Raw genomic sequence first — 24,969 nt, forward strand, 5'->3', positions numbered from 1 at the left:
CAAAAACAGGCCCACCAATTCAGAGCCTCATGTCCTCCCTCTAATTCATTTGGCCTTGAAACCATCAATCGGATGATATGTACCAAACCAATCAATCTTTCAGCACTTATCAAGGCAATATATGCTATTTTGCAAATACAACATCAGCTAATGCTGTCAAACCGAAATCTGCAGCCCAAATTATTGCGCCAACAACCAGGCAGAAAATAAGTACTGTAATAGTATTGTTTATTAGCTGAGTCCTGTTAGGCCATATAACTTTCTTCAATTCGGCTCTGATTTCTCTAAATAGCTTTGCCATGCCCTGGCCGGTTCGCTTGAAGCGATTCACCTTTTTAACCTCGTTTTCAGCCATTATAATCACATCCCAATAATAATATTTTTAAATATCAATTGGCAGTTATACAGTAATTGTTGACACAATTCCCATAAATTTGAATCTCATGCTGAAGTATATCCAAACACGGGACTCATTAAACATTGCCACCCGATTTCCACGGAAGTATTCATTTCCCAAAGGAAACCTTAAAGCCTACCGGTTAACCCAAAATAAACCGTCCAGTTTCCCAGGAGCATCTTAAATATAACAAACTTACTTTGTTTCCAAAGAAAACAATAAGTTCAGCATCGGATATTTCACCAAACCTATTTCGTTTCCTTGTGAACTGTGTGCTTGTGACAGAATTTACAGAATTTCTTCAATTCAAGTCTATCCGGGTCATTCTTCTTATTTTTCATGTTTGAATAATTTCTCTGCTTGCAATCAGTACATGCGAGTGTAATCTTAACTCTCATCAGTAACACCTCCAGCCGCCTAATGTGTATTTCACCATATAAGTCATTTATTGAATTTTCATTTTAGACATAAAAAAAAAAGACTTACACAACGAGCAATAACTAATTTAACATATATACAGTAAAAAGTCAAGCATATGTTTTTCCAGTGGTACAACCTGAAATCAATATGAAATAAAAGTTCGGGCAGGCAAATCGAATGCCTCCTCTGCCTGAATGTTACAAGACTGTCACTTTTTATGCCAGGCTCTATTGTATAATTTATGTATTATGATGTCAATATTACATATTCCTCATTTGATTATTCTTTATTTATCCGCTAAAAATGGAAGGAGTCCCACATGAGAAAAAAAACCATTGCACTGCTTATAATTTCCATACTTCTGCTGACCAGCAGCAAATTTAACCTTTCCGCAGGTGAGCCCTTTCTTTATCCTGCCGTGGTTTCAACCGTCCACGGAGATAAATGGGGTTATATAAATGACGGCGGGACTTTTTCCATAGAGCCCAAATATGATTTTATAAGGGAATTCAACCAAAGGGGAATTGCAATTGCTGCATATGGTGAACAGGAGTATGGGCTTTGCAAGGTTTTTTTAATAAACAAATCCGGGGAGACGGTGTCAGGCCCATTTTCAGCCTATATGCCTGAATTCAGAAACGGCATGGCAATTCTGACTACTGACCAAAACGGTTCTGTGGCAGTGAATGAAAATGGGGAGGAGGTTTTGCAGAGCAATTATCGCCTCTGCGAATATAGCGACGGAATGTTCAGCTTCTATGACAGTAAAACCGAAAAGTACGGGTTTGTTGATATTGCCGGAAAAGTAGCTGTATCTGCCGATTATACAAGTGTGGGAAATTTTGACGCCGGTACTGCCATAGTTGAAACAGACAGTGGTGTCTATTCCGTCATAGACAGGAGAGGAAAGGTGGTTAAAAACCTCAAATATTACGACAGATATAATTCATCAGAAGGCCTTACCTCTTTTTATGAACCTCAAACCGGGCTTTACGGTTACAAACGCACTGACGGAACAATCTCCCTTAGGCCCGCCTACATCTCTGCCCAGCCCTTTTCAAGCGGCTGCGCCATTGTTGGCCTGGCAGGCAAGGACGGGGTCAGCTTCGGCTTGATCGACAGGTATGGAAAGTATGTAATGAAGCCGGAGTTTTCCGGAATTGTCTATCTGGAGCAGGGTATGTATGCAGCCGCAAAACAGGAGTATCCCTATTTCCCCTTAGCCTATTCCCTCAAAGCTTTATTTAACTCCAAGGGAGAGCAGTTGACAGACTACAGGTTTTATAATATTACCCTTTTTGAGGACGGTCACGCTGTGGCAAATGATAATGCAAGCACCTTCTTTATTGACCGAGAGGGAAATACGGATAAAAGCCTCCCTGAGCTCCGGGGCATCGGGAATATAAAGCGTATGGGGAACCTTTTGCAGGTCAGTTTGGATGGAGGCCTGCAATATCTTAAACCAGACGGTGAGTCAGTCTGGAAAAAGGATGACTCCACGCCTCTTGGCAATGGCATAACCGTTAAGCGCGTGACCTGCAGAAAAGACCATCTGACCTTGATACACTACCCTCAGCTTTCAGGACTGGCCGATATGGCTGCTGAGAACAAGATAAACCAAAAGCTGCGGGATGAGTTCACAAGCGATTACCTAAACCGGAAGCCTGAAGCTGAAGATTTTGCTCAGGATATATCCATTGATTTCTCTGCTGCCATTAATAAAAATCTGCTCATAATAGAAAAATACGGCTACTTTTACCCGCTGGGAGCGGCGCACGGCACACCCTCCAGAGAATATTTCCACATCGATTCCGGAACAGGGGTCTTCTACCAGCTAAAGGATTTATTCCTTCCACGCGGCAAATACGCCTCCAAACTCACCTCCATGGTAAGGGAACAGCTTGTGCTGGACAACAGGTGCTCTGCCTTATCTGGCGAATCAGGGTATTTTACTACTGATGCGGAGGTATTGGAGGAGCCGGATTTCCTTCTTGGCAGTGATGCCATAAAAATATACTATCAGCCTTATGAGATTGCTTCCTATGCCTTTGGCTTCCCTGAATTTGAAATTCCCTACGGCAGACTTTCGGATATCATAAATACAGGGGGAGCACTCTGGAATTCCTTTGACAAGGTAATAGTCCGGCACAAGGTCAAGGTACAGCAGGACATTGAAAAGAGCGACGTTAAAACCCTTGAAGGGCTTATAGCGTCATATGAGACCGGCATTGTGGACGCCATTAACCAAAACAGCTTTAAAATCGTTGAAGCCTGCCTCTTAAAGGGGAGCAGCCTCTACAATTCCCAAAAGAATCTGGTGTCCGACCTTTATAATAAAAATACAGGAGAAAAGCTGATAAATTATGAAATTTATTCTATTGAAAGGGATTATGTTTCAGGAATCTATAGAATTTTCGTCAATGAGGAAATTGCAGTTAAATACTCAGGCAAAAACTATGTGAACAGGAAATACAGTTGGTGTTACACTGCCGTTCCCCAAAAGGACGGAAGTTTGAAGCTGGACAGTATTGCAAAGTGGTGATATTGTAATAACAAATGTTTGATATCACCTATTGCACTCCCGTACAAACTTACGTAAATGAATCGCTCACAAGATATTGGCTGAATTTGCGATGGTTCGCCCATAGGTTATTTTACCGCCGCCAACATTCAGCACTCATGCCTTCACCAACAAATCCAAAACAAATATCTTTAACCAAGCGTCCCATTTACGTAAGTTATACTTGCGTGCAACAGAGCAGATATATCAACACTTATGTTTGAAAAGCCTATTTTTATTATTAACTGTCTACGACCTCATTTATCCCTGCACCCGGCGGCACTATGGGGAATACCTTGTCGTCCTTGTCTATCTCAAAATTGATCAGAACAGGTGTATGAGTCTCTGCAAGCGCAGCCTTGATGGCAGCATCAACCTGCTCCGGCTGTGACACATCTATTCCCTTTGCTCCAAAGGCTTCCGCCAGAGCTTTAAAGTTTGTACCCCTGTCTATGGAGGTCTGGCTGAACCTGCTGTCATAGAACAGCTCCTGCCACTGCCTGACCATGCCAAGCGCCCTGTTGTTGAAGAGTGCGATTATAATGGGCAGTTTATATTCCACGGCTGTAGCCAGCTCATTCAGGTTCATCCTGAAGCTGCCGTCACCTGCAATGTTTATAACTTTTTTATCCGGCCTGCCAAGCTGCGCTCCGATACAGGCTCCAAGACCATACCCCATGGTTCCCAGCCCTCCTGAGGAAACAAACTGTCTGAACCTGGTGTACTTGTAGTATTGAGCCGCCCACATCTGATGCTGCCCCACCTCGGTAGTTATTATGGCATCTCCTCCGGTGAGCTCATACAGGCGCTCTACTATGTACTGGGGCCGGAGAATTTCCTGAGACTTATCGTACTTCAGCGGATACTCCTCTTTCCATTTGAATATTTTATCCAGCCATTGGGTGTTTTTTCGGGGACTGACGCCTTTTATCAACGTCTGAAGTATATCTTTTATGTTTCCCACCAGGGGATAGCTTACGGTAATGTTCTTGCCAACCTCTGCCGAATCCACGTCTATATGCATTATTCCGGCATTGGGCGCAAAGCTGCTGACCTTGCTGACAATCCTGTCACTGAAGCGGTTTCCTATTGCAATAAACAGGTCACAATTATGCACGGCATAGTTTGATGTCTTGGTGCCATGCATACCCACCATTCCCATAAAGAGTTCATGGGTTCCCGGGAAGGTACCCATCCCCATGAGAGATGTACTTACAGGAATACCTGCAAGCTCGGACAGCAGCCTGACTTCCTCCTCGGCACCGGCAATGCCCACACCTGCTCCGGACAGGATAACCGGCCTTTCTGCACGGTTTATGGCCTTAATTGCCTCCTCCAGCTCTGCACTGCTTATTTCGTTATATTTATTTGATATATAGTCGTTTTTGTCCGGAATACGGGGAGTGTATTCCACCTCGGTGGCGGTCACGTCCTTGCAGATATCCACCAGCACAGGCCCCGGCCTGCCTTCCCTTGCAATGGCAAAGGCCTTCCTTATGGTGTCCGCCAGCCTTCTGACATCCTTTACTATGAAATTATGCTTGGTTATAGGCATGGTTATTCCTGTTATATCCACTTCCTGGAAGGAATCCTTTCCCAGCAGGCCGGTTGGCACCTGACCCGTTATGGCAACCATGGGCACAGAATCCATATAGGCAGTGGCAATACCTGTTACCAGGTTTGTAGCTCCGGGGCCGGAGGTTGCTATGCACACCCCCACCCTGCCGGTGGCACGGGCATAGCCGTCCGCGGCATGAGACGCCCCCTGCTCATGAGAGGTAAGTATATGTTTTATTTCATTTCTTGCCCTGTACAAGGCATCATATATGATTATGGCCTGCCCGCCCGGATATCCGAAAACAGTGTCCACACCCTGCTCCTTAAGGCATTCTATAATAACGTCGGCACCTAATAATTTCATTCACTCACTCCTTATATCCTTTTCATTACTTCAATACCGCTCCGGTACTTGCAGAGGTGACAAGCCTTGCATACCTCCCCAGATATCCGCTGGTTATCTTGGGCTGGGGCGCGCTCCACAAGGCTTTGCGCCTGTCAAGCTCCTCCTGGGTGCATTGGATATTCAGGCGCCCTTCGGGTATGTTTATGTCCACCAGGTCGCCTTCCTTGATGAGGGCAATCGGACCGCCCTCCATGGCTTCCGGGGATACATGCCCTATGGAGGCTCCTCTTGAAGCACCTGAAAATCTTCCGTCGGTAATAAGCGCCACACAACTGTCCAGACCCATACCTGCTATTGCAGAGGTGGGGCCCAGCATTTCTCTCATACCCGGACCTCCCTTGGGGCCTTCGTACCTGATGATGACAACATCACCTTCGACTATTTTACCTTCATATATGGATTTTATGGCCTCATCCTCACTGTCAAATACTCTTGCAGGTCCTTTGTGCACCAGCATTGAATCGGCAACTGCAGATTTCTTTACTACCGCTCCGTCAGGTGCTATATTTCCCCTGAGCACGGCTATTCCCCCGGTTGCACTATAAGGAGTCTCGATATTTTTTATAACGTCATAATCCTTGACCCTGGCATTTTGTATATTTTCTCCCACGGTTTTGCCTGTGGCTGTTATCAGATCAAGATGCAGAAGTCCTTTTTTTGAAAGCTCCTTCATTACGGCCTGTACCCCGCCTGCCGCATAGAGGTCCTGAATATGATAGCTACCTGCAGGTGCAAGCTTGCAAAGGTTCGGTGTGCTGGCACTGATTTTGTTTATTATGTCCAGGTTAATCTGCAGGCCTGTTTCGTTTGCAATTGCGGGCAAGTGCAGAACCGAATTGGTTGAGCAGCCCAGGGCCATGTCTACGGTCAGCGCATTTTCAAAGGCCTTTTCAGTTAATATGTCAGAGGGTTTTATATCTTTTTCCACCAGCTCCATAATCCTCATGCCCGCATGTTTTGCCAGTCTTATCCTCTCCGCATATACCGCAGGTATGGTACCGTTTCCCGTAAGGCCCAAACCCAGGACTTCAGTAAGGCAGTTCATGGAGTTGGCAGTAAACATGCCGCTGCATGAGCCGCAGCCAGGACATGCACTGTTCTCAAAATCATCTACCTCTTCCTGGGTTATTTTTCCGGCCTTAAAAGCTCCCACAGCCTCAAACATGGTATTCAGGTCAAGCTGCTTTCCGTCCTTGTTCAAGGACAGCATGGGCCCTCCGCTCACAACTATGGACGGCACATTGATTCTTGCAGCAGCCATAAGCATACCGGGCACAATTTTATCACAATTAGGTATGAACACCATTCCGTCGAAGCTGTGTGCCTTGCCCATAGCCTCACAGGAGTCGGCTATAAGTTCTCTGGTAGCCAGTGAATATTTCATGCCCGTATGTCCCATTGCTATACCGTCACAAACTCCAATTGCACCAAACTCTATGGGAGTACCTCCGGCCATTCTTATACCCGCCTTGACCGCCTCGGCAATCTTATCCAGATGAATATGCCCCGGAACTATCTCATTTTGTGAATTAACGACTCCTATCAAGGGCCTCTCCAACTCTTCATCGGTATAACCCATCGCTTTGAACAGCGCTCTGTGCGGAGCCCTCTCAATACCTTTTTTTACAATATCACTTTTCATGTAAACCTCCTGTTCGGCTTGTCTGTCACCCGGTATTTGGTCAAAAAAACAAATACCCTGTTATTTCCGCGGCCCCTGCCGTCTCAGGTAAAACCCGGTTTTTACCGGTATATGGCTGGCAGCCTGACTTAGCCTGTAAAATTAATAAATGAAATGAAAATCTGCACAATATATCTGCATATAATAAACATGGTAGAGTAGTAAGTCAACAGTATAACATCGCCTATTAAAACAAGAGCCGGGATAACTACTTCCCAGCTTGATTTAACCTTATTTTACTCTTATGTTGAAAAGGTGTCTAGACACAAACGGCAATAGGATAAAAAACATTAAAACAAATTGACCCCAGGGGAGAAAACATTAATTTGCTTTCAAGTTTCCGCCTGCTCCGGAAAATTTTCCGAGGATTGTTCCTCCGGCTGTTCCGGCAGCAGAAAGCCTACAATGAAATTATTCTGGTAAAAAAAGCTTGCAATCTGGGATTTCTGCACTGAATCTATTGCAGGCGAAAATCTGGGAAATGCACTGAAGAATACCAGAAGCGCACACATTATATACACCATGAAGATTCCTTCTATAGCACCTAATACCAGGCCTCCTGCCTTGTCCAACTGCCGGAATACCGGAAGTCTTGCTATTGCCTTGATTATGACCCTGGCAAATATGAGTCCGAATCTTATTATCAGATAAATCAGAACCATACTGAGGACATTTATGACCAGGGTTGCTATTTCCGCCCCGATTGCTTCGGTCAGCTTCTGAACACCTAAAATATCTTTTTTCCCTACGCTGTCAATTATGGTTTCCTTTAAAAAGGCCGGCAGCTTCAGGCCGTCCACTATTGTTTGAGCTGTCCGCTCCTGCAGGGATACACCATCCGCAGACTGCTGCCGCATTATTCCGTTAATAACCGATTCCTTGATATTTGTATAAATAATTGTTTTTTGCAGCATTGCCGATAAAACCGGATAAAACTTTATGGCAAATATCACCGACAGTATATATGAGAGCAGCCTGAAAACAGAGTACAAGAAACCGTTTTTCAGGCCTATGGCCGTAAATACGGCAATAATGACCAGTACAGCAATATCTGTCCAATTCATCCCAAACCTCTCCAGCTCATTTTATTTCTACCAGCGATATATTTCCGCCGGTTATGACAACAGCTTCATTAGCTCCGGTCAAATATGCATCCTTTATCTCGTTTTTCGCAATATAGTGCCCGAGTTTCTGGCCTTTGATGGTGTACAGGTATATGCTCCTCTGTGTCCTCAGGGCAAGCCTGTCCCCGTATGCACTCATGCCGCTGATATTTTCCGGCTGCTCAAAGCTGTAAACCTCTTCACCCTTTTGATTCAGAACCAGCACCCTCTGACTGGAGGCGCCGGAGGTGTCATTGAATTTTCCAGCCACTATAACGTATTTACTACTGCCAGGAGCAGTGCAGAAAACCGACTGGGCATTTTTGCGCCACAATTCCTTTCCCTGCTTGTCCATAAAGAGAATTATGTTCTGCCCGATTGCAGCAGTATTCCCGCCAACAGACTGTAATACCGGGAAGACGTTGTCTGCTATATCTATAGCCGCATATGGCTTCTCTTCATAGAAATTATTAAATTCAAACTGTGTTCCTGCCTTTATCCCTTTTGTATTAACCTTGTTTATTATTATATTTTCGCCGTCATTAAGAGTTTTTGTACCCAGCACCATATCCTCGGCACAGAGCTTTGTGTATTTGTCAGCTCCGTTTGCATCGATTACAAGCACTGCCGATTTGAATTCCCTGGATTGTGTTACAACGGTGCAATTACCGTCCTCGCTTACCTCGGCATTGATTATCTGATTGTCCAGCTTTCTTGTCCAAAGCTGCGTTTTTTCCTTGAACATATAGATATCTCTTCCCGAAATATCAACCACAGCCATATACTTTTTTGAAATGCGTATAACAGGCCTTGTCATAGTCAGCGAAACTTCCTGCAAAAGCTTGCCTTTTTTATCATACCACTTGACTCCGTCTTGGGACAGCAGGATTATATTTTCCCTGTATACCTTGAAGTCAACGCTTCCATCCTGGGAAAAAGATATGTCGGCAGCATCTGGGCCTGTTGAAGTCCTGCTGTTGCTCCGGGCATAATCCAGCGCTCTCTCGATGCTGAAGTCTTTAAAGTCATAGCCTATGGACTTCAGATAAACTGCAAATGCCATAATTATGATTGCAGCAGCCAGCAGCAAAAACATTATTACACCTGTAAGTGTGTTTGGCTTTTTTTTACTGCCTGAGTCGGGTTCATGGTTCAACTGGGCCGGCAATGTCACTTCACCTCAATTTTTTCTTTTGTCTCACGCATGTTGCGCTTATACTTGCTATAGTAAAAGTTTAGCATATGAGGCATAATATATCCACTATATTCCCGGAATAAAAAATGCAGCACATCACCGCGGCCTTGTAATATATCCTCTTACAAACTGGAACAGTATTATGAACATCAGAAATAGTCCAAGATAGCCAAATACCGGATAAAGTGTGGTAATCAAGCTGGAAAAGCCAAGTGTGGACATGGGCATGGCCACCGCACAAAGTACCGCACCCACCAGCTTATAGTTGATTTTCATCTTGGAGCTTATTCTCTCTGTCAGACAATAGCCTGAAGTGACCGCCGAGGTGTACATTGCCAGTATAAGTATGATGCTGTAGATGTGGGAAAGCAGTTTACTGTTGTTTTGTATTATTCCAAGGACAGGAATTTCCGATATTATGGAATGGGGGTAAAAGGAATACAGGGCCGAATTTATTATTAATGCCGTAACACACAGCATGCCTCCCCCAAGCACCCCTCCCCATTTGCTGACCTTGCCCGATTTCAGATAGGGGAGCATCCTTGACATCAGCACCGTAGAAATTATAGTATTATAGCTTACATAAAGTATGGCTGAGAACACCCAATTGTCGGTCAACAGCTTTACTTTGCCTGATATGCTGAAAACAGACGTATCCTTTGACGCAAGTATGTAAAAACCCACAAATATTATTCCTGCAATGAGCACAGGTGAAACAACCGAGCTTATTGCCACAATACCCTTAATATTTGTCATAATCGCCAGAAGTGTTGCTGCCGCACTTATGACAATGCAATATTTGTAATCCAGTCCCGTCAGTTCCCCCAGCACATTTCCCAGTCCCGCTATCATTACACACATTATACAGGACATGAAAAGCATGACTATAAATTCCATCAGTCTGCCAAGAAAATAGCCTGTCATGGGAAACAAAAATTCATCATAGCTGCTGATTCTCTCTGAAAACACCTTGTTCAGAACTATATAACCTATAATGGAGAACAGCATTCCCGCAAGTATTATACCAAAAAAGCCTCCTGCGTAATACATGGAGAAAAACCGGATAATCTCCTGTCCTGATGCAAAGCCGGCTCCAATAATGGTTGCCATATACAGGAACGCCACTTTAAAAATATTACTGATTTCACCTTTAACCAAAAAAAGCAACTCCCAACGTAGAATATTTGGAACCGGTGGTTCCAGAGGGTTTGATCCTCTTTATAATTCTATGAGGGAGTTGCCTTGTACATTACATTTTATTAATCAATCCACCGCATTACTTCTTGTCCGTACCTTTGTCCGCCGTCCCCTTGTCAATGGCTTCCGTGAGAGCCTTATAAGTGGCTCTTATTCCGTCAGGCTCGTCCAGAACAGTTTTCAGCACTATTCTGTTTGTATAAGCCCCATCCTTCATTGCATAGTAGTAATTCTCATCCTTGGAGATATACTCTATGGTAACAGGCTTGGAGTCAGGCTTCATATAGTACTTGATGGTTACCTCGGGAGTTCCCGAAGGATTGAGTCCGGGCTCATACTTGTACATGGTGATGCCTATCATTGCCGAGTAAAAGTTTCTGAACAGGGACTTTCCATTTGCATCCTCAATATTTGCATCTTTCCCGTCAACCTTGAAGGTGTCCTTGTCGGAATCCTCCTTATCGGTAGTTATATCCGACACAATGGTTTTACCGTCGATTTTCAGTTCAACCTTGTTGACTTCACTGATATTTGGAAGGAATACAAAGGAGTTTACAAGACTGCTGAACTTTTTATCCAGGAAATTGAGCCCGGATATATCAACAGTAAACACACTTTTTCCATCAGGATATCTGGCATAGGCCGTCACACCTTTTTCAAGCTGCTTACCGAACAATATGGTTTTTGAACTTCTGCCGTCGCCATACTGTATGGAAAATGCAGGCTTATCCAGGCCGTACTTGGCCAGATCAGGGGTTTCGTCCACAACGTCCTTTATCTTCAGCTGCACAACAGCACTTGATATCTGAGATACCTCGGCAGGCTCTGCCACATCTTTTATGGGTGCAGTAATATTTACCTTGTTTTCCGAAAGTATATCCAGGGCAAACTGTACTTCACCGTTTTTCTCAAATGTAATGGCACTTACCGAAGTAGCTTCAATGGGCAGTATATCCTTAACAGCGAAATAACCTCTGGTATAATTGAACTTTGTCTGATAGTACAGACCTACCACATATACCTTGTTCTCGCCCTTGACTCTCACATATGCTCCATCGTCTGTGGGTGTCAGGGATCCAGCTTCAACTTCCTTGAAGGTCCCGTCGCTGAAACCAACCTTTACTGAAGCCGTTGGCTTGTCCAGGCCATACTTCCCCATATCCGCCGCGTTTTCTTCCACAATCTTGTTTGCATTGACATCTGCAAAATCGCTGGCAGCGGAATCCACCAAACTTTCATCAAGAAGAAACTCCATTTCAGGTTCCATAGTCCAGCCTTTGTCCTTTTTGACAAGCTTGAAAGAACCGCTTTCGTTATGAAATTCCATTGAGCTGACTTTATCCTGGGCTGAGTCGATTATGGATATTTCCTCTTCCGCAGGAGTATCAACAGCCGGATCCGTATTGTCGGTCTTCCGGCTCCCCAAATACAGGTATGCAGCAACCAGAAGCCCTACTAATACTACAAGAATGATAGCATTTCTAAATAACTTCATAGCTTACAAATGCCTCCTTCTTGCCCACACAACCAAGCCGCATGCCATAATCAAGACCGGAAGCACCCCCATCATTACTATGGAAATTCCCTTAGCCTGGCTCTGTGAGACAGTAATGGTTTTCGGAGTTACCAGTTTGGAGGAAATCGTAGTCTGGTCTTCCTTATCCTGCATCCAGTTCACAATTGTTTTCAGGAAATAGTATTCTCCCGCAGCAAACTGATTTGAATACTGGCTGGAAAGTGCTACGTCAGTAATGAATATACCGTTTCCAAATACCAGCACCTTACTGCCGCCCTCCACTTCCGTGGCAATTGCAATATCAAAAGGCCCCTGCTCGGTTGAGCCCTGGTTCAATATGCTTAAAGCCTCGGCCTTCTCAGTAGTTTTTATCATTGAATAGGTCTTAAGCCACTCCTTGTCATTCTTTAAAATCGAAAGGCTTCTGGAATCAGGCAGGAAAACATCGTACGTATCCGAATTGTTGATATCATTGCTCTGAACCTTGCCGACAAATGAGTATTCATCACCCGGCAAATGCCTGCTTTCATCCATTTCTTTGACCTTGTCATAGTTTATTCCAATATTGTATGTCTGCAGTACCTGCTCAAAATTAGGGAATTTGCTTCCTGATTCCACAGGATCAAACAGGAATATCACCCTTCCCGTGTTGCCTTTGAGATAGGCATTTACCTTTATCAATTCGGCTTCCGAAAGGTCTCTCTTGGGTGAAGCAAAAACCAGAAGCTTGCAATCCTCGGGAATCTTTTCACCTGTAAGCAGTGAAAGAGGCTTTACTTCCAGGTTGTTGTTTTCCAGGTCGGCCTTTATCCTGGTAAGGTCTGTGTCCACGGAATACTCGTCATGGCCTTCTACAAAATATGCCACAGGAGTAACATCCGAGGTGACAAACTTTATAGCACCTGTTATCAGGGGTTCCGCAGTATACATTCTGCCATAATCCGACTCCTGGCCGTATAGGGATTCCATACTGAGCTTCTTGATCTTGTTTCCGCTCTTTACCACGAAATCATATTTTTTTATACCCTTGGTCTTGTCCTTGTCAAAGGAGGCTATTGTACCAGGGTCCTTGTCAGGATCAACATAGGTAACTTTTATTCCCAGCTTTTCATATTGTGCCAAAAGGTTTGTTATATCCTTAGCTATACTTCCTGCTCCAACCTCGCCATCGTCAAACAGGCCGTAGATTGTAACCTCCTTCTTTATATCCTTTATGATGGTTTTACTTTCATCACCCAGGGTATATAGCTTGTCCGAAGTTAAATCCCACTTTATGTCACCCATGCCTACAAGCAGGTTGACAATTACTGCTATTGCCAAAACGGCAACTATCAATATTATTGAATTGGAACCATATTTAAGAGATCTTCTATTCAATTTAAATTTTCCCACTTTTTATCACCCCTTGCTCCAGCGTCTTTTTTCTATTACTCTAATTGTCAGGAATACGAATACTGCCGAGAAGCTCAGATAATAAACAACCGGCCCAAGTGAAAGTATACCTGCGAAGAAGTCTTCCGTCCTGGAATACAATGAAAACCAGGAGAGAATTTTTGACCAGATCCCGCCCAGAGACGGAGCTATACCCTGTAAAAGCCACATCATCAGAAGCCCTACTACACTGACAATTGCAGAAATAATCTGACTTTCGGTAAGTGAGGATGCAAAAACACCAAAGGAAATAAATGCAGCTCCTAATAATATGAAGCCCACATAACCGCCAATGACTTCCGGAACGGAAGGTTCCCCCAGCACCGACAGGATTATGGGATAGATAAAGGTTATTCCCGTCATCACAAGGAAAACCGAAAAGGCTGCAAGATACTTACCTACAACTATGCTGGTAAGACTTGCAGGTGATGTTACAAGCAGCACTTCTGTTCCGCTTTTTCTCTCGTCCGCCAACAATTTCATGGTCAATATGGGTACTATAAGTATCAGTACAAGCGCCATATAATTCAGATTGAAGATGTATTCCGCAATTCCTTGAGTAAGGTTAATATTAAATATCATGGAAGAAATAAATATAAACAGTCCGATCATTACATATGCCACAGGTGAATTAAAATATGACTTGAATTCCTTTTTAAAAATCGAAAACATGACTTATATAACCTCCTTTTCCTGAGTGGTCAACTGTAAGAAGATATCCTCAAGAGTGAGATCCAGAGATTTCAATTCTATTATGGGATATCCCGCTTTAGCCATTGCGAAGAATAGAGGTCTTCTTATATCGATTTCCTTGTCCGATTCAATTATAAATTCTGTTACATCTTTTTCTTTTTCAATATGGGGTTCTACATATTTGATTCCGTATATCTGCTCAATGGCATTGGATATTGAGCCCTTTGGACCTGCAATGGTAGCCGACAGCTTGCTGACAGTATTCATACCCTTTGAAAGGTTGTCAGGTGTATCAATTGCAGCAATCTTTCCCTTGTTTATTATGACTACCCTTTCACAGATTGCGCTTACCTCAGGCAGTATATGCGAGCTCAATATGATTGTATGCTGCTTGCCGAGAGCCTTTATAAGCTTGCGGATTTCTATTATCTGCTTCGGGTCAAGACCAACAGTAGGCTCATCAAGTATAAGCACTTCGGGGTTTCCCAAAAGCGACTGAGCCAGTCCGACTCTCTGCTTGTATCCTTTTGAAAGGTTCTTTACCAGTCGTCCTCTTACATCGGTTATTTTGACAAGCTCCATAATGTCTGCCATCTGGCTCTTCTTGGCCTTCCTGCTTACGTCCTTCAGGTCGGCAACAAAGCCTAAGTATTCGGATACTGTCATATCCATGTACAATGGCGGCAATTCAGGAAGATAGCCTATTCTTTTTTTAACCTCCGAAGGATTTTCCATAATATCAAACCCGTTTACCTTCACCGTACCCTCGGTAGAAGGAATGAAACCGGTTATAATATTCATGGTCGTTGATTTTCCGGCACCGTTAGGTCCGAGGAAACCAAGCACTTCACCTTTTTCAACTGTAAAGCTGATATTGTCTACAGCCTTTATCTGACCATAGCTTTTGGTCAAATTCTGAATTTCAATCATTCTTTTCCCCCCTATTTTTTTCGTGCATTCAGGAACAAAAGTCAATTACAAGGAAACGTAACCGCTTATGTTCAGGAGTATTACCGTAATTAACCTTGTTAATACACTCAAGAGAACGGCCAAGCTATTTTCAAAAAGAATAACCTGCCCACCCCAAAGAATGGTCACGCCCCTCCAAAGAAAGCTCTGCATTCCAAAGAAAGCTCACGCTTTTTTCGCGCTTCCTTTATTATTATCCATAATTTTTTTTAATAAACTATGAACGAAATGTAACATTTTGAACAAAGTTCTACTTAATATTCAAACAAAAATCCACAAAAAAATGGAATTTTTTGTTTAGCCATTTTAAGATTATATAGTTTTTTGTATAGGTTTTCAAGGGGGGGGAATCATTAATAGTATTTTGCCAACAAGGGCAAATAAAAAAATAATGCCTGAAATATGCCTGCGATAACTTCTTTCACTGCTGTCACCACATATACTCAAACATTATTTTTCTGTGCCTTCTCTTACAATCCAGGTTATGTACGAATTCCGGCAGTCTTTATGCTACTGCCTTCTCCTGCCCTTTCCCAGCAAGCTGGAAAGCACCGGTCCCAATAATGAGAAGCCCAGTATGAGCAGCCATTCATTCAGCCCCAGGGGAACAGTTTCAAAAATCACCTGAAATACAGGTATATATACAACTCCAAGTATCATTGCAAGCGAGCAGAGAACAGCCAATATAAGCGGAATATTATTTGTAAGCGGTATTTCAAATATATTCCTGGTTTCGGATTTGCATTCGAACACATGGATGAGCTGGGTCATTACCAGAGTCATGAAGGCTCCCGTACGTGCAAGTTCTACATTATTTACAAAATACAGTATGCTTACAAACACTCCCAGGGTACTAAGCCCTATAAAGATTCCTCTGGATACTATAAGTCTTAACAGACCGTGGGAAAATATGGTGTCCTTGGAGCCCCTCGGCTTTCTCATCATAATGTCATTTTCGGCAGGGTCAAGTCCCAGAGCTATGGCCGGAAGTCCGTCCGTAACCAGGTTTACCCACAGTATCTGGATGGGCAGCAGCGGTATGGGAAGCCACATGAGCATTCCCAGGAACATTGTCAGCACCTCGCCCAGATTGCAGGCCAGCATGTACCGGATGAACTTCCTTATATTGTTGTATATTACCCTTCCCTCTTCTACGGCGGCGACTATGGTGGCAAAGTTATCATCCAGCAGCACCATTGAGGAGGCCTCCTTGGTGACATCCGTTCCGGTGATGCCCATGGAAACTCCGATATCGGCCTCTTTTACCGCCGGAGCATCGTTGACTCCGTCACCGGTCATCGCAACTATATGCCCCAGCCTTTTCAGCACCTTCACTATCTGCAGCTTATGCTTGGGCGAAACTCTGGCATATACGGACACTGAAGGGGCTATGGCTTCCAACTGGGCTTCGCTCATTTTGTCCATCTCGGCACCTGTCAATACATTGTCCCCGTCGCAGAAAATATTCAGTTCTCTGGCTATGGCAGTTGCGGTGAGCTTATGGTCTCCGGTTATCATCACCGGCTTTATTCCTGCAAATCTGCATTTCTGCACTGCTTCAACGGCTTCCTTCCTTGGAGGGTCTATCAAGCCCATGAGGCCCACAAATATGAGGTCGCTTTCCACATTTTTTGTCCTTGAGCTGTAATTTCCCGTCTCCAGTTTTCTATAGGCCAGGCCTATTACTCTCAAGGCATCTGTGGCCATACCGTCATTTATTTTGGTTATTGATCTTTTTGTCAGTTCATCCAGCTTGATAATTCCCCTGGCAGACATTATTCTGCTGCACTTGTCTATAATCATGTCGGGGGCGCCTTTGGTAAAAACGTATATCTCACCCTTGTCATTCTTGCAGACTATGGACATGCATTTTCTGTCGGAATCAAAAGGAAGCTCGTCAATTCTCTGATATGTACCGTTGAGGTCACTTTGAGTAATCCCCGCCTTGGCTGCCGCTATGGTAAGGGCTATCTCGGTGGGGTCTCCGGATATTTTCAAGGTCTCCTGCTTTGAAAATATGGACTTTATCCTGCCAATTGCCGAGCTTTCTGAAGCAGGTCTTGTTATGACCGAATTGTTGCAAAATGCGCCAATTTCCAGTGCCAGCTTTATACCATCCACCTTGAGAGGGTCGGAGGCTCTGTTGTCCACAAGAAAGCTCCCTTCAACATTGTATCCGTTACCTGTAACAGAAAGCTGGTATCCGGCCGCATATATTTTTCTCACGGTCATCTTGTTCTCTGTAAGCGTACCAGTCTTGTCAGAGCAGATAATGCTGGCACAGCCCAGAGTCTCAACAGCAGGAAGCTTCCTGATAAGGGCGTTTCTTTTCAGCATCCTCTGGACGCCAAGAGCCAGTGAAATTGTTACTATGGCAGGAAGTCCTTCGGGAACGGCAGCCACTGCCAGGCTTATGCCCGAGAGCAGCATGTTAAAGAGTTTTTCTCCGCGGATGACACCGGTTACGGAGACGATGGCGCATATGAGCAGGCAGCCTACGGCTATAAACCTCCCCAGATGTGCAAGTCTTTTTTGCAGAGGAGTTTCTTCATCCTCTATGTTCTGAATCATATCTGCTATGTGGCCCATTTCGGTCTTCATGCCGGTGGCATAAACTATGGCCTTGCCCCTGCCGCCGGTTATAACGGTTCCCATATAGACCGAGGATTTTTTATCATAAGGGTCGACGATTGCCTTGCTGCTTTTAAGCGGACTTTTCTCAACGGGAACCGATTCTCCTGTCAACAGGGATTCGTCCACCTGAAGGCCGCTGCTTTCCAAAACGGCAGCATCGGCGGCTATACGGTCTCCGGCTTCGATTACAAGAATATCACCTGGTACGATTTCCTCCGCGGGTATGCTGACAAGCTGCTCGTTTCTGATTACCTTGGCATTTGGAGCTGCAAGTGATTTTAAGGCTTCCATTGTCTTCTCGGTTTTGAATTCCTGGACAAACCCCATTATGGCATTAATCACAACTATGGCTATTATAGTGATTGCCTCGGTCATTTCTCCCATAAATCCTGATATGACGGTAGAAACCATCAGAATTATTACCATCAGGTCGGTGAATTGCTCAAATAATATTTTTAACGGAGATATCTTCTTTCTTTCAGCCAGAATATTCGGGCCATGGGTTTGGAGCTTATGTTTTGCCTCCTTGTCGGTAAGGCCTGTGTTTAGCATACTTTCCGGATTTGCATAATTCAGCTTTGATTCAATAACACTCATAACAATTAATCGCCTCTCTTGTATTCTACGAATATTTTTATTCAAGAGGAGGGCAAAATAGTACAAGATTATTGAACAGGAGAAGCTTTGACAGGCACCCGGCCCCAGCAGCTATTCCTCGTAAACCCGTCTGACATGTTCATGGCATAAAACTGCTTCTATCAGCTCAGCCATGGGTGTCTGGGCGGACATATCCAGAGTGAAGCGCAGCACCATTTCTCCGTCTCTTTCACTGCTGACAAAATCTGTTTTCTTTATTTTAACACCCAATTCCTGTATTATTCTGGATAGTTCATTGACTTCGCCTCTTTTTATCTGTGTATGGATAAAAAGCCTTGTACTTTTCTGTGAAGTCATCCTGCCTTGAGTTTTCTTTATTACAACCAGTATAAGAAAAATTATTACGGTGGCAAGCAAGGCTCCGGAGTAAAAACCTATTCCGGCGGCTATACCCACGCAGGACACAGCCCAGAGGCTGGCGGCTGTTGTCAGGCCCTTTACGCTGATACCCTCTTTTATTATGGTACCGGCTCCCAGAAAGCCTATCCCGCTGATTACCTGAGCCCCCAATCGAGCAGGGTCAACATTCACATGAGAAGAATACCTGTAATAAATAAATTCAGAGGTCACCATGACCAGCGCAGAACCCACGCATACAAGAATATGGGTTCTGAGGCCGGCAGGCCTATGTACGTGCTCCCTCTCAAAGCCTATGATTCCTCCAAGTACACAGGCTATAATAAGCCTGGATATCATAGATAGATAGAATTCGCCCTGGCTGCTGAAATAACTTGACAGATTATTTAATATCCACATAAAATACCGCCATTCTGCACTATATTATCAATTCATATTTAATATTATATACCCTCTAGCATGCCCTTTCAACAGTCGCAGCAACTCGGCCATCCAGGCCTCGGGTGAGTTAAACTTGCCTCTTAATGACTTTATTAACTAGCACAACGGGTTAAATTACTATACATTAAAAAAGAAAAGGAGCTTTGAACTATCCGAAGGGTAGTTCGCAACACTCCTTTTCTTTTTAAGGAAGATTTAATTCTGACTGCACCGTTTTATCTGAACATTTTGTTAACTGCACCTGTAACCTTTACTTTGGAGCCTTCAAAGAGCTCTACCACCTTGAACCTGATTTTCACAGGAATATCCTCACTGTTGTCCGCGGTGGTAATCAACTTGTATTCTTCCGAGGACAACGAAGTTTTCAAATCCTGTTTTACAGAATCCGGTATGGTTCCATGAGTTGCATCTATGAAGCAAAGCGGCGGGAAAAGCACACACCACCAGTTGGCACCGGCACCATCTCCTATTACAACCTTAAGTGCCTGGTATTCTCCTGCGGGAAGTGCTATATCCCCATAGGTCTTGGTGGGAAAGGAATAGTTTCCCATAGATGCCTTTACATTATAATTGCTGTTATTTTCCTTTATGATTTTTGAAGAAACCTGCTCAATTTTTTCCAGATTGGCATTTATAATGTCCCTGGTCTCACTTATATTTTTTGAAGCTGCAAGCTTGTCCTTCATAAACTCTATGATTGCATCCCGGACCTTCAGCTTAAGTGCCTGGTCGGCTTTGGAATCGCTGTTTGCGACAACATGAAGTCTTACCAGGTTTTGTGAAAGTCCTGCATTTACATCTTCTGCATAATTGTAGGTGATTACCCATGCTCCAAGCATCACCAGCAGTAAAACCGCCATGCATATTTTAATTATATTGGACGTCCTATGGCCCGAAGCTATCGGTTTGAAGTATAAAAGTCCCTTACTCATAAATTTTCCCCTCCTTTGCCGCTGCCGCTTGTGAAAAATACGGCTGACGACCTTTCCCCAATTAAATGATTAAATATACTTTTTTAAGGTAATCATTTTTTATTTAAACCTATCAATATTTAGTAATAAGCTTCATAAAATAATTATTGTCAGATATTCGTTTTTTTATACAAAATAAGAAAATTTTCTATGTTTCAGATTGATTTATAAATTGGGACAGGACAGCCCTGGCTGCCCGGAAGAAGGGCTGAAATTGAAAAAGCCGGAGCAGGTGGCTGCCTGCTCTGGCTTTTAGTCATGTGGATATTAATTTTTATTAATTACTACTCTGCTTTTTGTCATATGCCGCTCTTATGAAATCCTTAAAAAGATAATGGGGCTTGTTTGGCCTGGATTTGAATTCCGGATGGAACTGTACTCCGATAAACCAAGGATGCTCCAGCAGCTCTATGGTTTCAACCAGCTTTCCGCTGGGGGACAGTCCCGACAGAACCATACCCGCCTTTGACAGTATATCCCTGTACTCATTATTGAACTCATATCTGTGCCTGTGTCTTTCATATATAAGTTCGTCATTATATATTTTTTGTATCATGGTTTCATCATTAATTTTGCACGGATATACACCCAGACGCATGGTTCCGCCCAATTCATCAATATCTCGCTGGTCGGGCATCAAATCTATGACAGGATATGGAGTCTCCCCGAATTCCGAGCTGTTGGCATCATGAAGTCCAGCCACATTTCTGGCAAACTCCACCACCGCCATCTGCATTCCCAGGCATATTCCGAAGAAAGGCACCTTGTGTTCCCTTGCATAGGTGATGGCAAGGATTTTTCCTTCAATACCCCTGTCTCCGAAGCCTCCCGGAACAAGTATCCCGTCCACACCTTTGAGATAATCGTTTACATCTCCGATTTCAACATCCTCCGAGTTAACCCACTTTATATTTACTTCAAGATCATTCCCGATTCCGCCGTGCCTGAGTGATTCGGCTACACTTAAATATGCGTCGTGAAGCTCCACATACTTTCCTACCAGTGCAATGGTGACAGAATCCTTAGGGTGCTTCTGCCTGTTTACCATTTCTTCCCACTCCGACAAATCAGGCTCGCTGCAGGACAGTCCAAGCCTCTTGCAGACTGTTTTTGCCAGTCCTTCCTTCTCCAGCATCAAAGGCACTTCATACAGCACTTCCGCATCGAGATTCTGAACTACTGCCCCACCCGGAAGATTGCAGAAGAAAGCTATTTTATCCTTCAAATCCTGGGACAGGAACTTTTCAGTTCTGCAGACTATAACGTCAGGCTGAATTCCAAGACTTATCAATTCCTTGACACTGTGCTGGGTCGGCTTGGTTTTGAGCTCACCCGACTTACCCAGGAAGGGCACCAGTGTAACATGAATGTACATCACATTTTCTCTGCCTATCTCAGTGGATACCTGTCTTATTGCTTCCAGAAACGGAAGACTTTCAATATCACCTACGGTGCCTCCGATTTCGGTGATAACTACATCTGTTCTTTCCGACTTGCCTACTCTATAAATTCTTTCCTTTATTTCATTTGTGATATGGGGGATTACCTGAACTGTGCCTCCGAGGAAGTCACCTTTTCTTTCCTTGCTGATAACCGACCAGTAAATCTTACCTGTGGTAACATTGCTGTTTTTGCTGAGATTTTCGTCTATAAACCTCTCGTAATGGCCCAAGTCCAAATCCGTCTCTGCTCCATCCTCAGTTACGAAAACCTCGCCATGCTGATACGGGCTCATTGTACCTGGGTCCACATTTATATACGGGTCAAATTTCTGAATTGTTACATGTACACCTCTTGCTTTTAAAAGCCTTCCTAATGATGCCGCTGTTATTCCCTTTCCCAATCCGGAAACCACACCACCAGTTACGAAGATATACTTTACTGACATTGTTTTACTCCTCTCGACATGTTCATACGATTATATATAGAAATGCAAATTAAATTGTATTTAGGAATGTAAGTAATTCCTCATTGTTCATAACTTTTTTAACGTTCAGGTGTAATTTAAAGTCTCACGGCTGTAAAAATTTTCTTTCCCAAACGTGTTTCAATGAGGTAAAGTCGTTCCGTTTAATACCGGGTATCTATTCCCTCGTTATATTTTATATTTTGACATAACAAAGGTCAATATATATGCAACATTTATTTTTTATCAATTATTTCAAAAATATTTTTCAGTTTGAAGGCCGGTTTTTTGTCTGTTTTTTTCCCGCCAGCCACCTGATTGCCGCATATATTCCCAGGCCTGCCGCCGCTCCGGAACTGTCAATCAGAACATCCAGGGGCTGTCCGCTTCTGCCTGGAATAAACAGTTGATGTATTTCATCACTGACTGCATACATGGCACATATGGCAAATGCCATGACAAAATTCCTCCACCCCGGAAAGCCGGTTTTGCGCAATGCATTTGAGGTTAGCAGGGCAAGTATCAGGTATGCGCTGAAATGAGCCCCCTTTCTCACAAAATGATTTACCGCCTCCATATCAAAGCTGGCTGATCCCGCAAAAAAACTGTAAATCCAGTCGGTTATCCCCAGGCTGAGGCCGTTGGATTCCGAGGCACCCTGAGAAGAAAGTCTGAAAATAAGAAACATCCATATAAAAACCGAAGCCCAAGCAATAGCTGCTTTAATCCTGTTATTCATTATCCGCCTTATTCCCCGTGAGTTATTTTCACCTGTATACACTGCCGCATCCGATTAGCCGTATGTCTGTCCACAGGCAATAAAAAAACATATGACAAAATCATACGTTTTCTTATTATATCACAATTTTAATTTTTATTCGAGGGGAGTATTACCCTTATATCCTTCACTGACTTTTTTTTGACTGCTCCTTTTGTCAAACCTCCGTCTGAGGAAGATGAAAATCCCCACAGCGGCACAGATGCCCGATACATCCTTGAATACGTCAGCCACTCCGGCACCTGGAAGCCCTGAATCGTTCCTCCCATAATAGTTCATCTGATTTATCTCATCAATTATGCTTATACACAGGCCCGATATAAAAACTACGGCTATCCGGCAGTTGTTACTAATACCCCACAGCCACAGTACTGCCGAAAAAATTGCCGCAAGCATAAAATACATTGCTATGTGGGCCAGATCCCTCACATATTCGTCGATTCTGACAACAGCTTGCACTGAATTGCCTGCCCCCGGATACGCAACTCCAAGTTTTTCCGCCATTGTGATAATTGCTCTTGATACCGTCCTGCTCATATTACCTGAGCTCTCAGCAGTCTGAGAGGACATGAATATGATAAAGCCCACCCAGAGGAGCAGCAGGAATACCGCTATGATGCCTATCCTTTTGTAACTCATCCTTCTCCTTTTATCTGTTCAGGTTTTACAGGCTCATTTCTATGAAGCTCTGCTGTCACCCAGCAAAACAGGTACTGTCTTGATAATTATTTTTATATCCTTCCAAAGAGTTCTTTCACGTATGTATTTAAGGTCCAGCCTGCACATTTCCTCAAAACCGATATCATTTCTCCCGCTGACTTGCCAAAGGCCGGTTATACCAGGCTTCACAGACAATCTCAGGTTATGCCAGGCATGATATTTCTGAACCTCCCTGTCAATTGGCGGCCTTGGTCCTACCATGCTCATTTCTCCTTTGAGAACATTGAACAACTGAGGCAATTCGTCAATACTGGTCTTTCTGATTATCCTGCCCACTCTTGTTATGCGTGGATCATTCCTGACCTTGAACATGAATCCGCTGATTTCATTCATATCTTCCACTTCGTTAAACCTTTGCTCTGCATCCGGAACCATTGACCTGAATTTGTGCATGTTAAAAGGCCTTCCCATCAATCCCATCCTGCTTTGATGAAAAAAAACCGGTCCTCTGGAATCAAGCTTTATCAGCACAGCTACCAGCAAAAAAACCGGAGAAAGCAGAACAATAGCCAGCAGTGAAGCACATATATCAAAAAGCCTTTTTCCCACACAATAATAGCCGGGTACATTGTTGAACATGGCCCTCTGATCAACAACATATTTTGCATTCAGTTCCATATCCCTCATACCAGCTTCTCCCACTTCAGTATTTTTGCATTGGACAGTTCTTCACTATACCCGCCATCCAGCAAGCTTTTCGGACTGTTGTGAAAAAGAATACCCGCCTCTTCCTTTCCCACCCAGTTGGATACATTTTTGAAGGCTTCCCTGTACCAGTCTATGTAATCCGACGCACAGTGGGCATTTGAAGCAACCATATCAACAAATTTCATTTTCAGCAGCCTCCTGGAGAACTCCTTCACCCCGGAGCCATATACCCCCACTATACTTGCAGTGTCCATCTGAATATAGCAGCCGGCTTTGATAAGTTCCACAAAGTTCTCGAATCTGTTAATGAAAGGTCTGTTTCTTTCAATATGGGCAATTATCGGAGTTATTCTCTGCATTCTGAGTTTGAATACCAGCTCAATGCATTTCTGGGGAGAAGCGTTAAACGGAAATTCAAAAAGAATGGCTCCCGACTTGTTAAGGCTGAGCCTTCTCTTATTTTTAAACAAGGCGCTGCCGTCCGGATCTGCAAATACTTCATATCCAAGGCTGATTGCCACCTCATAATCTTTTGCCTTATACAACAGTTCCTTGTAATTTTCCTCCAGACGCTCCAGTCCGAATACCTCTTCCTGATAATGAGGCGTAGCAACTATCATGCTTATCCCAAGCCTTTCAGCCTCTCTGATCATTTTCAGCGATTCTGCCATATTAGCCGGTCCATCATCAACTCCATGTATTATATGACTGTGAATATCGATCATAATATCC

20 protein-coding genes are annotated in these 24,969 nt (G+C 43.8%); 1 reads left to right on the top strand and 19 read right to left on the bottom strand.

All coding sequences use genetic code 11. The annotated features are described in order from the left end of the window. Positions 1-124: 124 nt before the first annotated feature. On the bottom strand, positions 125-355 hold the full coding sequence (gene secE / locus CLHUN_RS06615) for a preprotein translocase subunit SecE (protein WP_080063794.1): 231 nt from the start codon (positions 353-355) through the stop codon (positions 125-127). Positions 356-645: 290 nt separating this feature from the next. Further along, positions 646-795, bottom strand: coding sequence for a 50S ribosomal protein L33 (rpmG, locus tag CLHUN_RS06620; RefSeq protein ID WP_004623026.1), 150 nt, complete (start codon positions 793-795; stop codon positions 646-648). A gap of 341 nt (positions 796-1,136) precedes the next feature. On the opposite strand from rpmG, the gene CLHUN_RS06625 reads away from it, so the two are divergent. Further along, positions 1,137-3,359 carry a WG repeat-containing protein gene (locus CLHUN_RS06625; RefSeq protein ID WP_080063795.1) on the top strand — a complete coding sequence of 741 codons (2,223 nt, stop codon included), beginning with the start codon at positions 1,137-1,139 and terminating at the stop codon, positions 3,357-3,359. Between the two features lie 259 nt (positions 3,360-3,618). Here the strand turns inward: CLHUN_RS06625 and ilvB are convergent, their stop codons facing one another. From ilvB to CLHUN_RS06710, 17 genes are all read right to left on the bottom strand, one after another. Then, positions 3,619-5,298, bottom strand: coding sequence for a biosynthetic-type acetolactate synthase large subunit (gene ilvB, locus CLHUN_RS06630; RefSeq protein ID WP_080063796.1), 1,680 nt, complete (start codon positions 5,296-5,298; stop codon positions 3,619-3,621). 25 nt (positions 5,299-5,323) lie between these two features. After that, a complete protein-coding gene (gene ilvD / locus CLHUN_RS06635; protein WP_080063797.1) occupies positions 5,324-6,982 on the bottom strand; it encodes a dihydroxy-acid dehydratase in 1,659 nt (552 codons plus the stop codon). A 371-nt stretch (positions 6,983-7,353) separates the two neighbouring features. Further along, positions 7,354-8,085, bottom strand: a complete 732-nt coding sequence (locus CLHUN_RS06640; RefSeq protein ID WP_080063798.1) for a CvpA family protein — start codon at positions 8,083-8,085, stop codon at positions 7,354-7,356. A 16-nt stretch (positions 8,086-8,101) separates the two neighbouring features. Continuing rightward, positions 8,102-9,298, bottom strand: coding sequence for a DUF5711 family protein (locus CLHUN_RS06645; protein ID WP_242656457.1), 1,197 nt, complete (start codon positions 9,296-9,298; stop codon positions 8,102-8,104). Positions 9,299-9,415: 117 nt separating this feature from the next. After that, positions 9,416-10,477: a YkvI family membrane protein gene (locus CLHUN_RS06650; RefSeq protein ID WP_080063800.1), complete on the bottom strand. Its 1,062-nt coding sequence runs from the start codon at positions 10,475-10,477 to the stop codon at positions 9,416-9,418. Positions 10,478-10,595: 118 nt separating this feature from the next. Further along, positions 10,596-12,011 carry a DUF4340 domain-containing protein gene (locus CLHUN_RS06655; RefSeq protein ID WP_080063801.1) on the bottom strand — a complete coding sequence of 472 codons (1,416 nt, stop codon included), beginning with the start codon at positions 12,009-12,011 and terminating at the stop codon, positions 10,596-10,598. 3 nt (positions 12,012-12,014) lie between these two features. After that, positions 12,015-13,424, bottom strand: a complete 1,410-nt coding sequence (locus tag CLHUN_RS06660) for a GldG family protein (RefSeq protein ID WP_242656458.1) — start codon at positions 13,422-13,424, stop codon at positions 12,015-12,017. A gap of 6 nt (positions 13,425-13,430) precedes the next feature. Then, positions 13,431-14,135, bottom strand: coding sequence for an ABC transporter permease (locus tag CLHUN_RS06665; RefSeq protein WP_080063802.1), 705 nt, complete (start codon positions 14,133-14,135; stop codon positions 13,431-13,433). A gap of 3 nt (positions 14,136-14,138) precedes the next feature. Next, positions 14,139-15,086, bottom strand: a complete 948-nt coding sequence (locus tag CLHUN_RS06670; RefSeq protein ID WP_080063803.1) for an ABC transporter ATP-binding protein — start codon at positions 15,084-15,086, stop codon at positions 14,139-14,141. A gap of 549 nt (positions 15,087-15,635) precedes the next feature. Continuing rightward, a complete protein-coding gene (locus CLHUN_RS06675; RefSeq protein WP_080063804.1) occupies positions 15,636-18,356 on the bottom strand; it encodes a calcium-translocating P-type ATPase, SERCA-type in 2,721 nt (906 codons plus the stop codon). 111 nt (positions 18,357-18,467) lie between these two features. Next, a complete protein-coding gene (locus tag CLHUN_RS06680; protein ID WP_080063805.1) occupies positions 18,468-19,172 on the bottom strand; it encodes an MgtC/SapB family protein in 705 nt (234 codons plus the stop codon). A gap of 257 nt (positions 19,173-19,429) precedes the next feature. Then, positions 19,430-20,146 carry a stage II sporulation protein R gene (gene spoIIR, locus CLHUN_RS06685; protein ID WP_080063806.1) on the bottom strand — a complete coding sequence of 239 codons (717 nt, stop codon included), beginning with the start codon at positions 20,144-20,146 and terminating at the stop codon, positions 19,430-19,432. Between the two features lie 316 nt (positions 20,147-20,462). Continuing rightward, positions 20,463-22,073 carry a CTP synthase gene (locus CLHUN_RS06690; protein ID WP_080063807.1) on the bottom strand — a complete coding sequence of 537 codons (1,611 nt, stop codon included), beginning with the start codon at positions 22,071-22,073 and terminating at the stop codon, positions 20,463-20,465. 286 nt (positions 22,074-22,359) lie between these two features. Further along, positions 22,360-22,830: a VanZ family protein gene (locus CLHUN_RS06695; protein WP_080063902.1), complete on the bottom strand. Its 471-nt coding sequence runs from the start codon at positions 22,828-22,830 to the stop codon at positions 22,360-22,362. 135 nt (positions 22,831-22,965) lie between these two features. Continuing rightward, entirely contained in the window at positions 22,966-23,508 is a 543-nt protein-coding gene (locus CLHUN_RS06700) for a VanZ family protein (RefSeq protein ID WP_080063808.1), read from the bottom strand. A 39-nt stretch (positions 23,509-23,547) separates the two neighbouring features. Continuing rightward, on the bottom strand, positions 23,548-24,216 hold the full coding sequence (locus tag CLHUN_RS06705) for a sugar transferase (RefSeq protein ID WP_080063809.1): 669 nt from the start codon (positions 24,214-24,216) through the stop codon (positions 23,548-23,550). Next, the gene (locus tag CLHUN_RS06710) at positions 24,213-24,962 is read right to left on the bottom strand and encodes a tyrosine-protein phosphatase (protein ID WP_080063810.1); all 750 of its coding nucleotides are present in this window, start codon (positions 24,960-24,962) and stop codon (positions 24,213-24,215) included. Before CLHUN_RS06710 ends, CLHUN_RS06705 begins: the two co-directional genes overlap by 4 nt. Between the last annotated feature and the right edge of the window lie 7 nt (positions 24,963-24,969).

The organism is Ruminiclostridium hungatei (assembly GCF_002051585.1).
Lineage (GTDB): Bacteria > Bacillota > Clostridia > Acetivibrionales > DSM-1351 > Ruminiclostridium > Ruminiclostridium hungatei.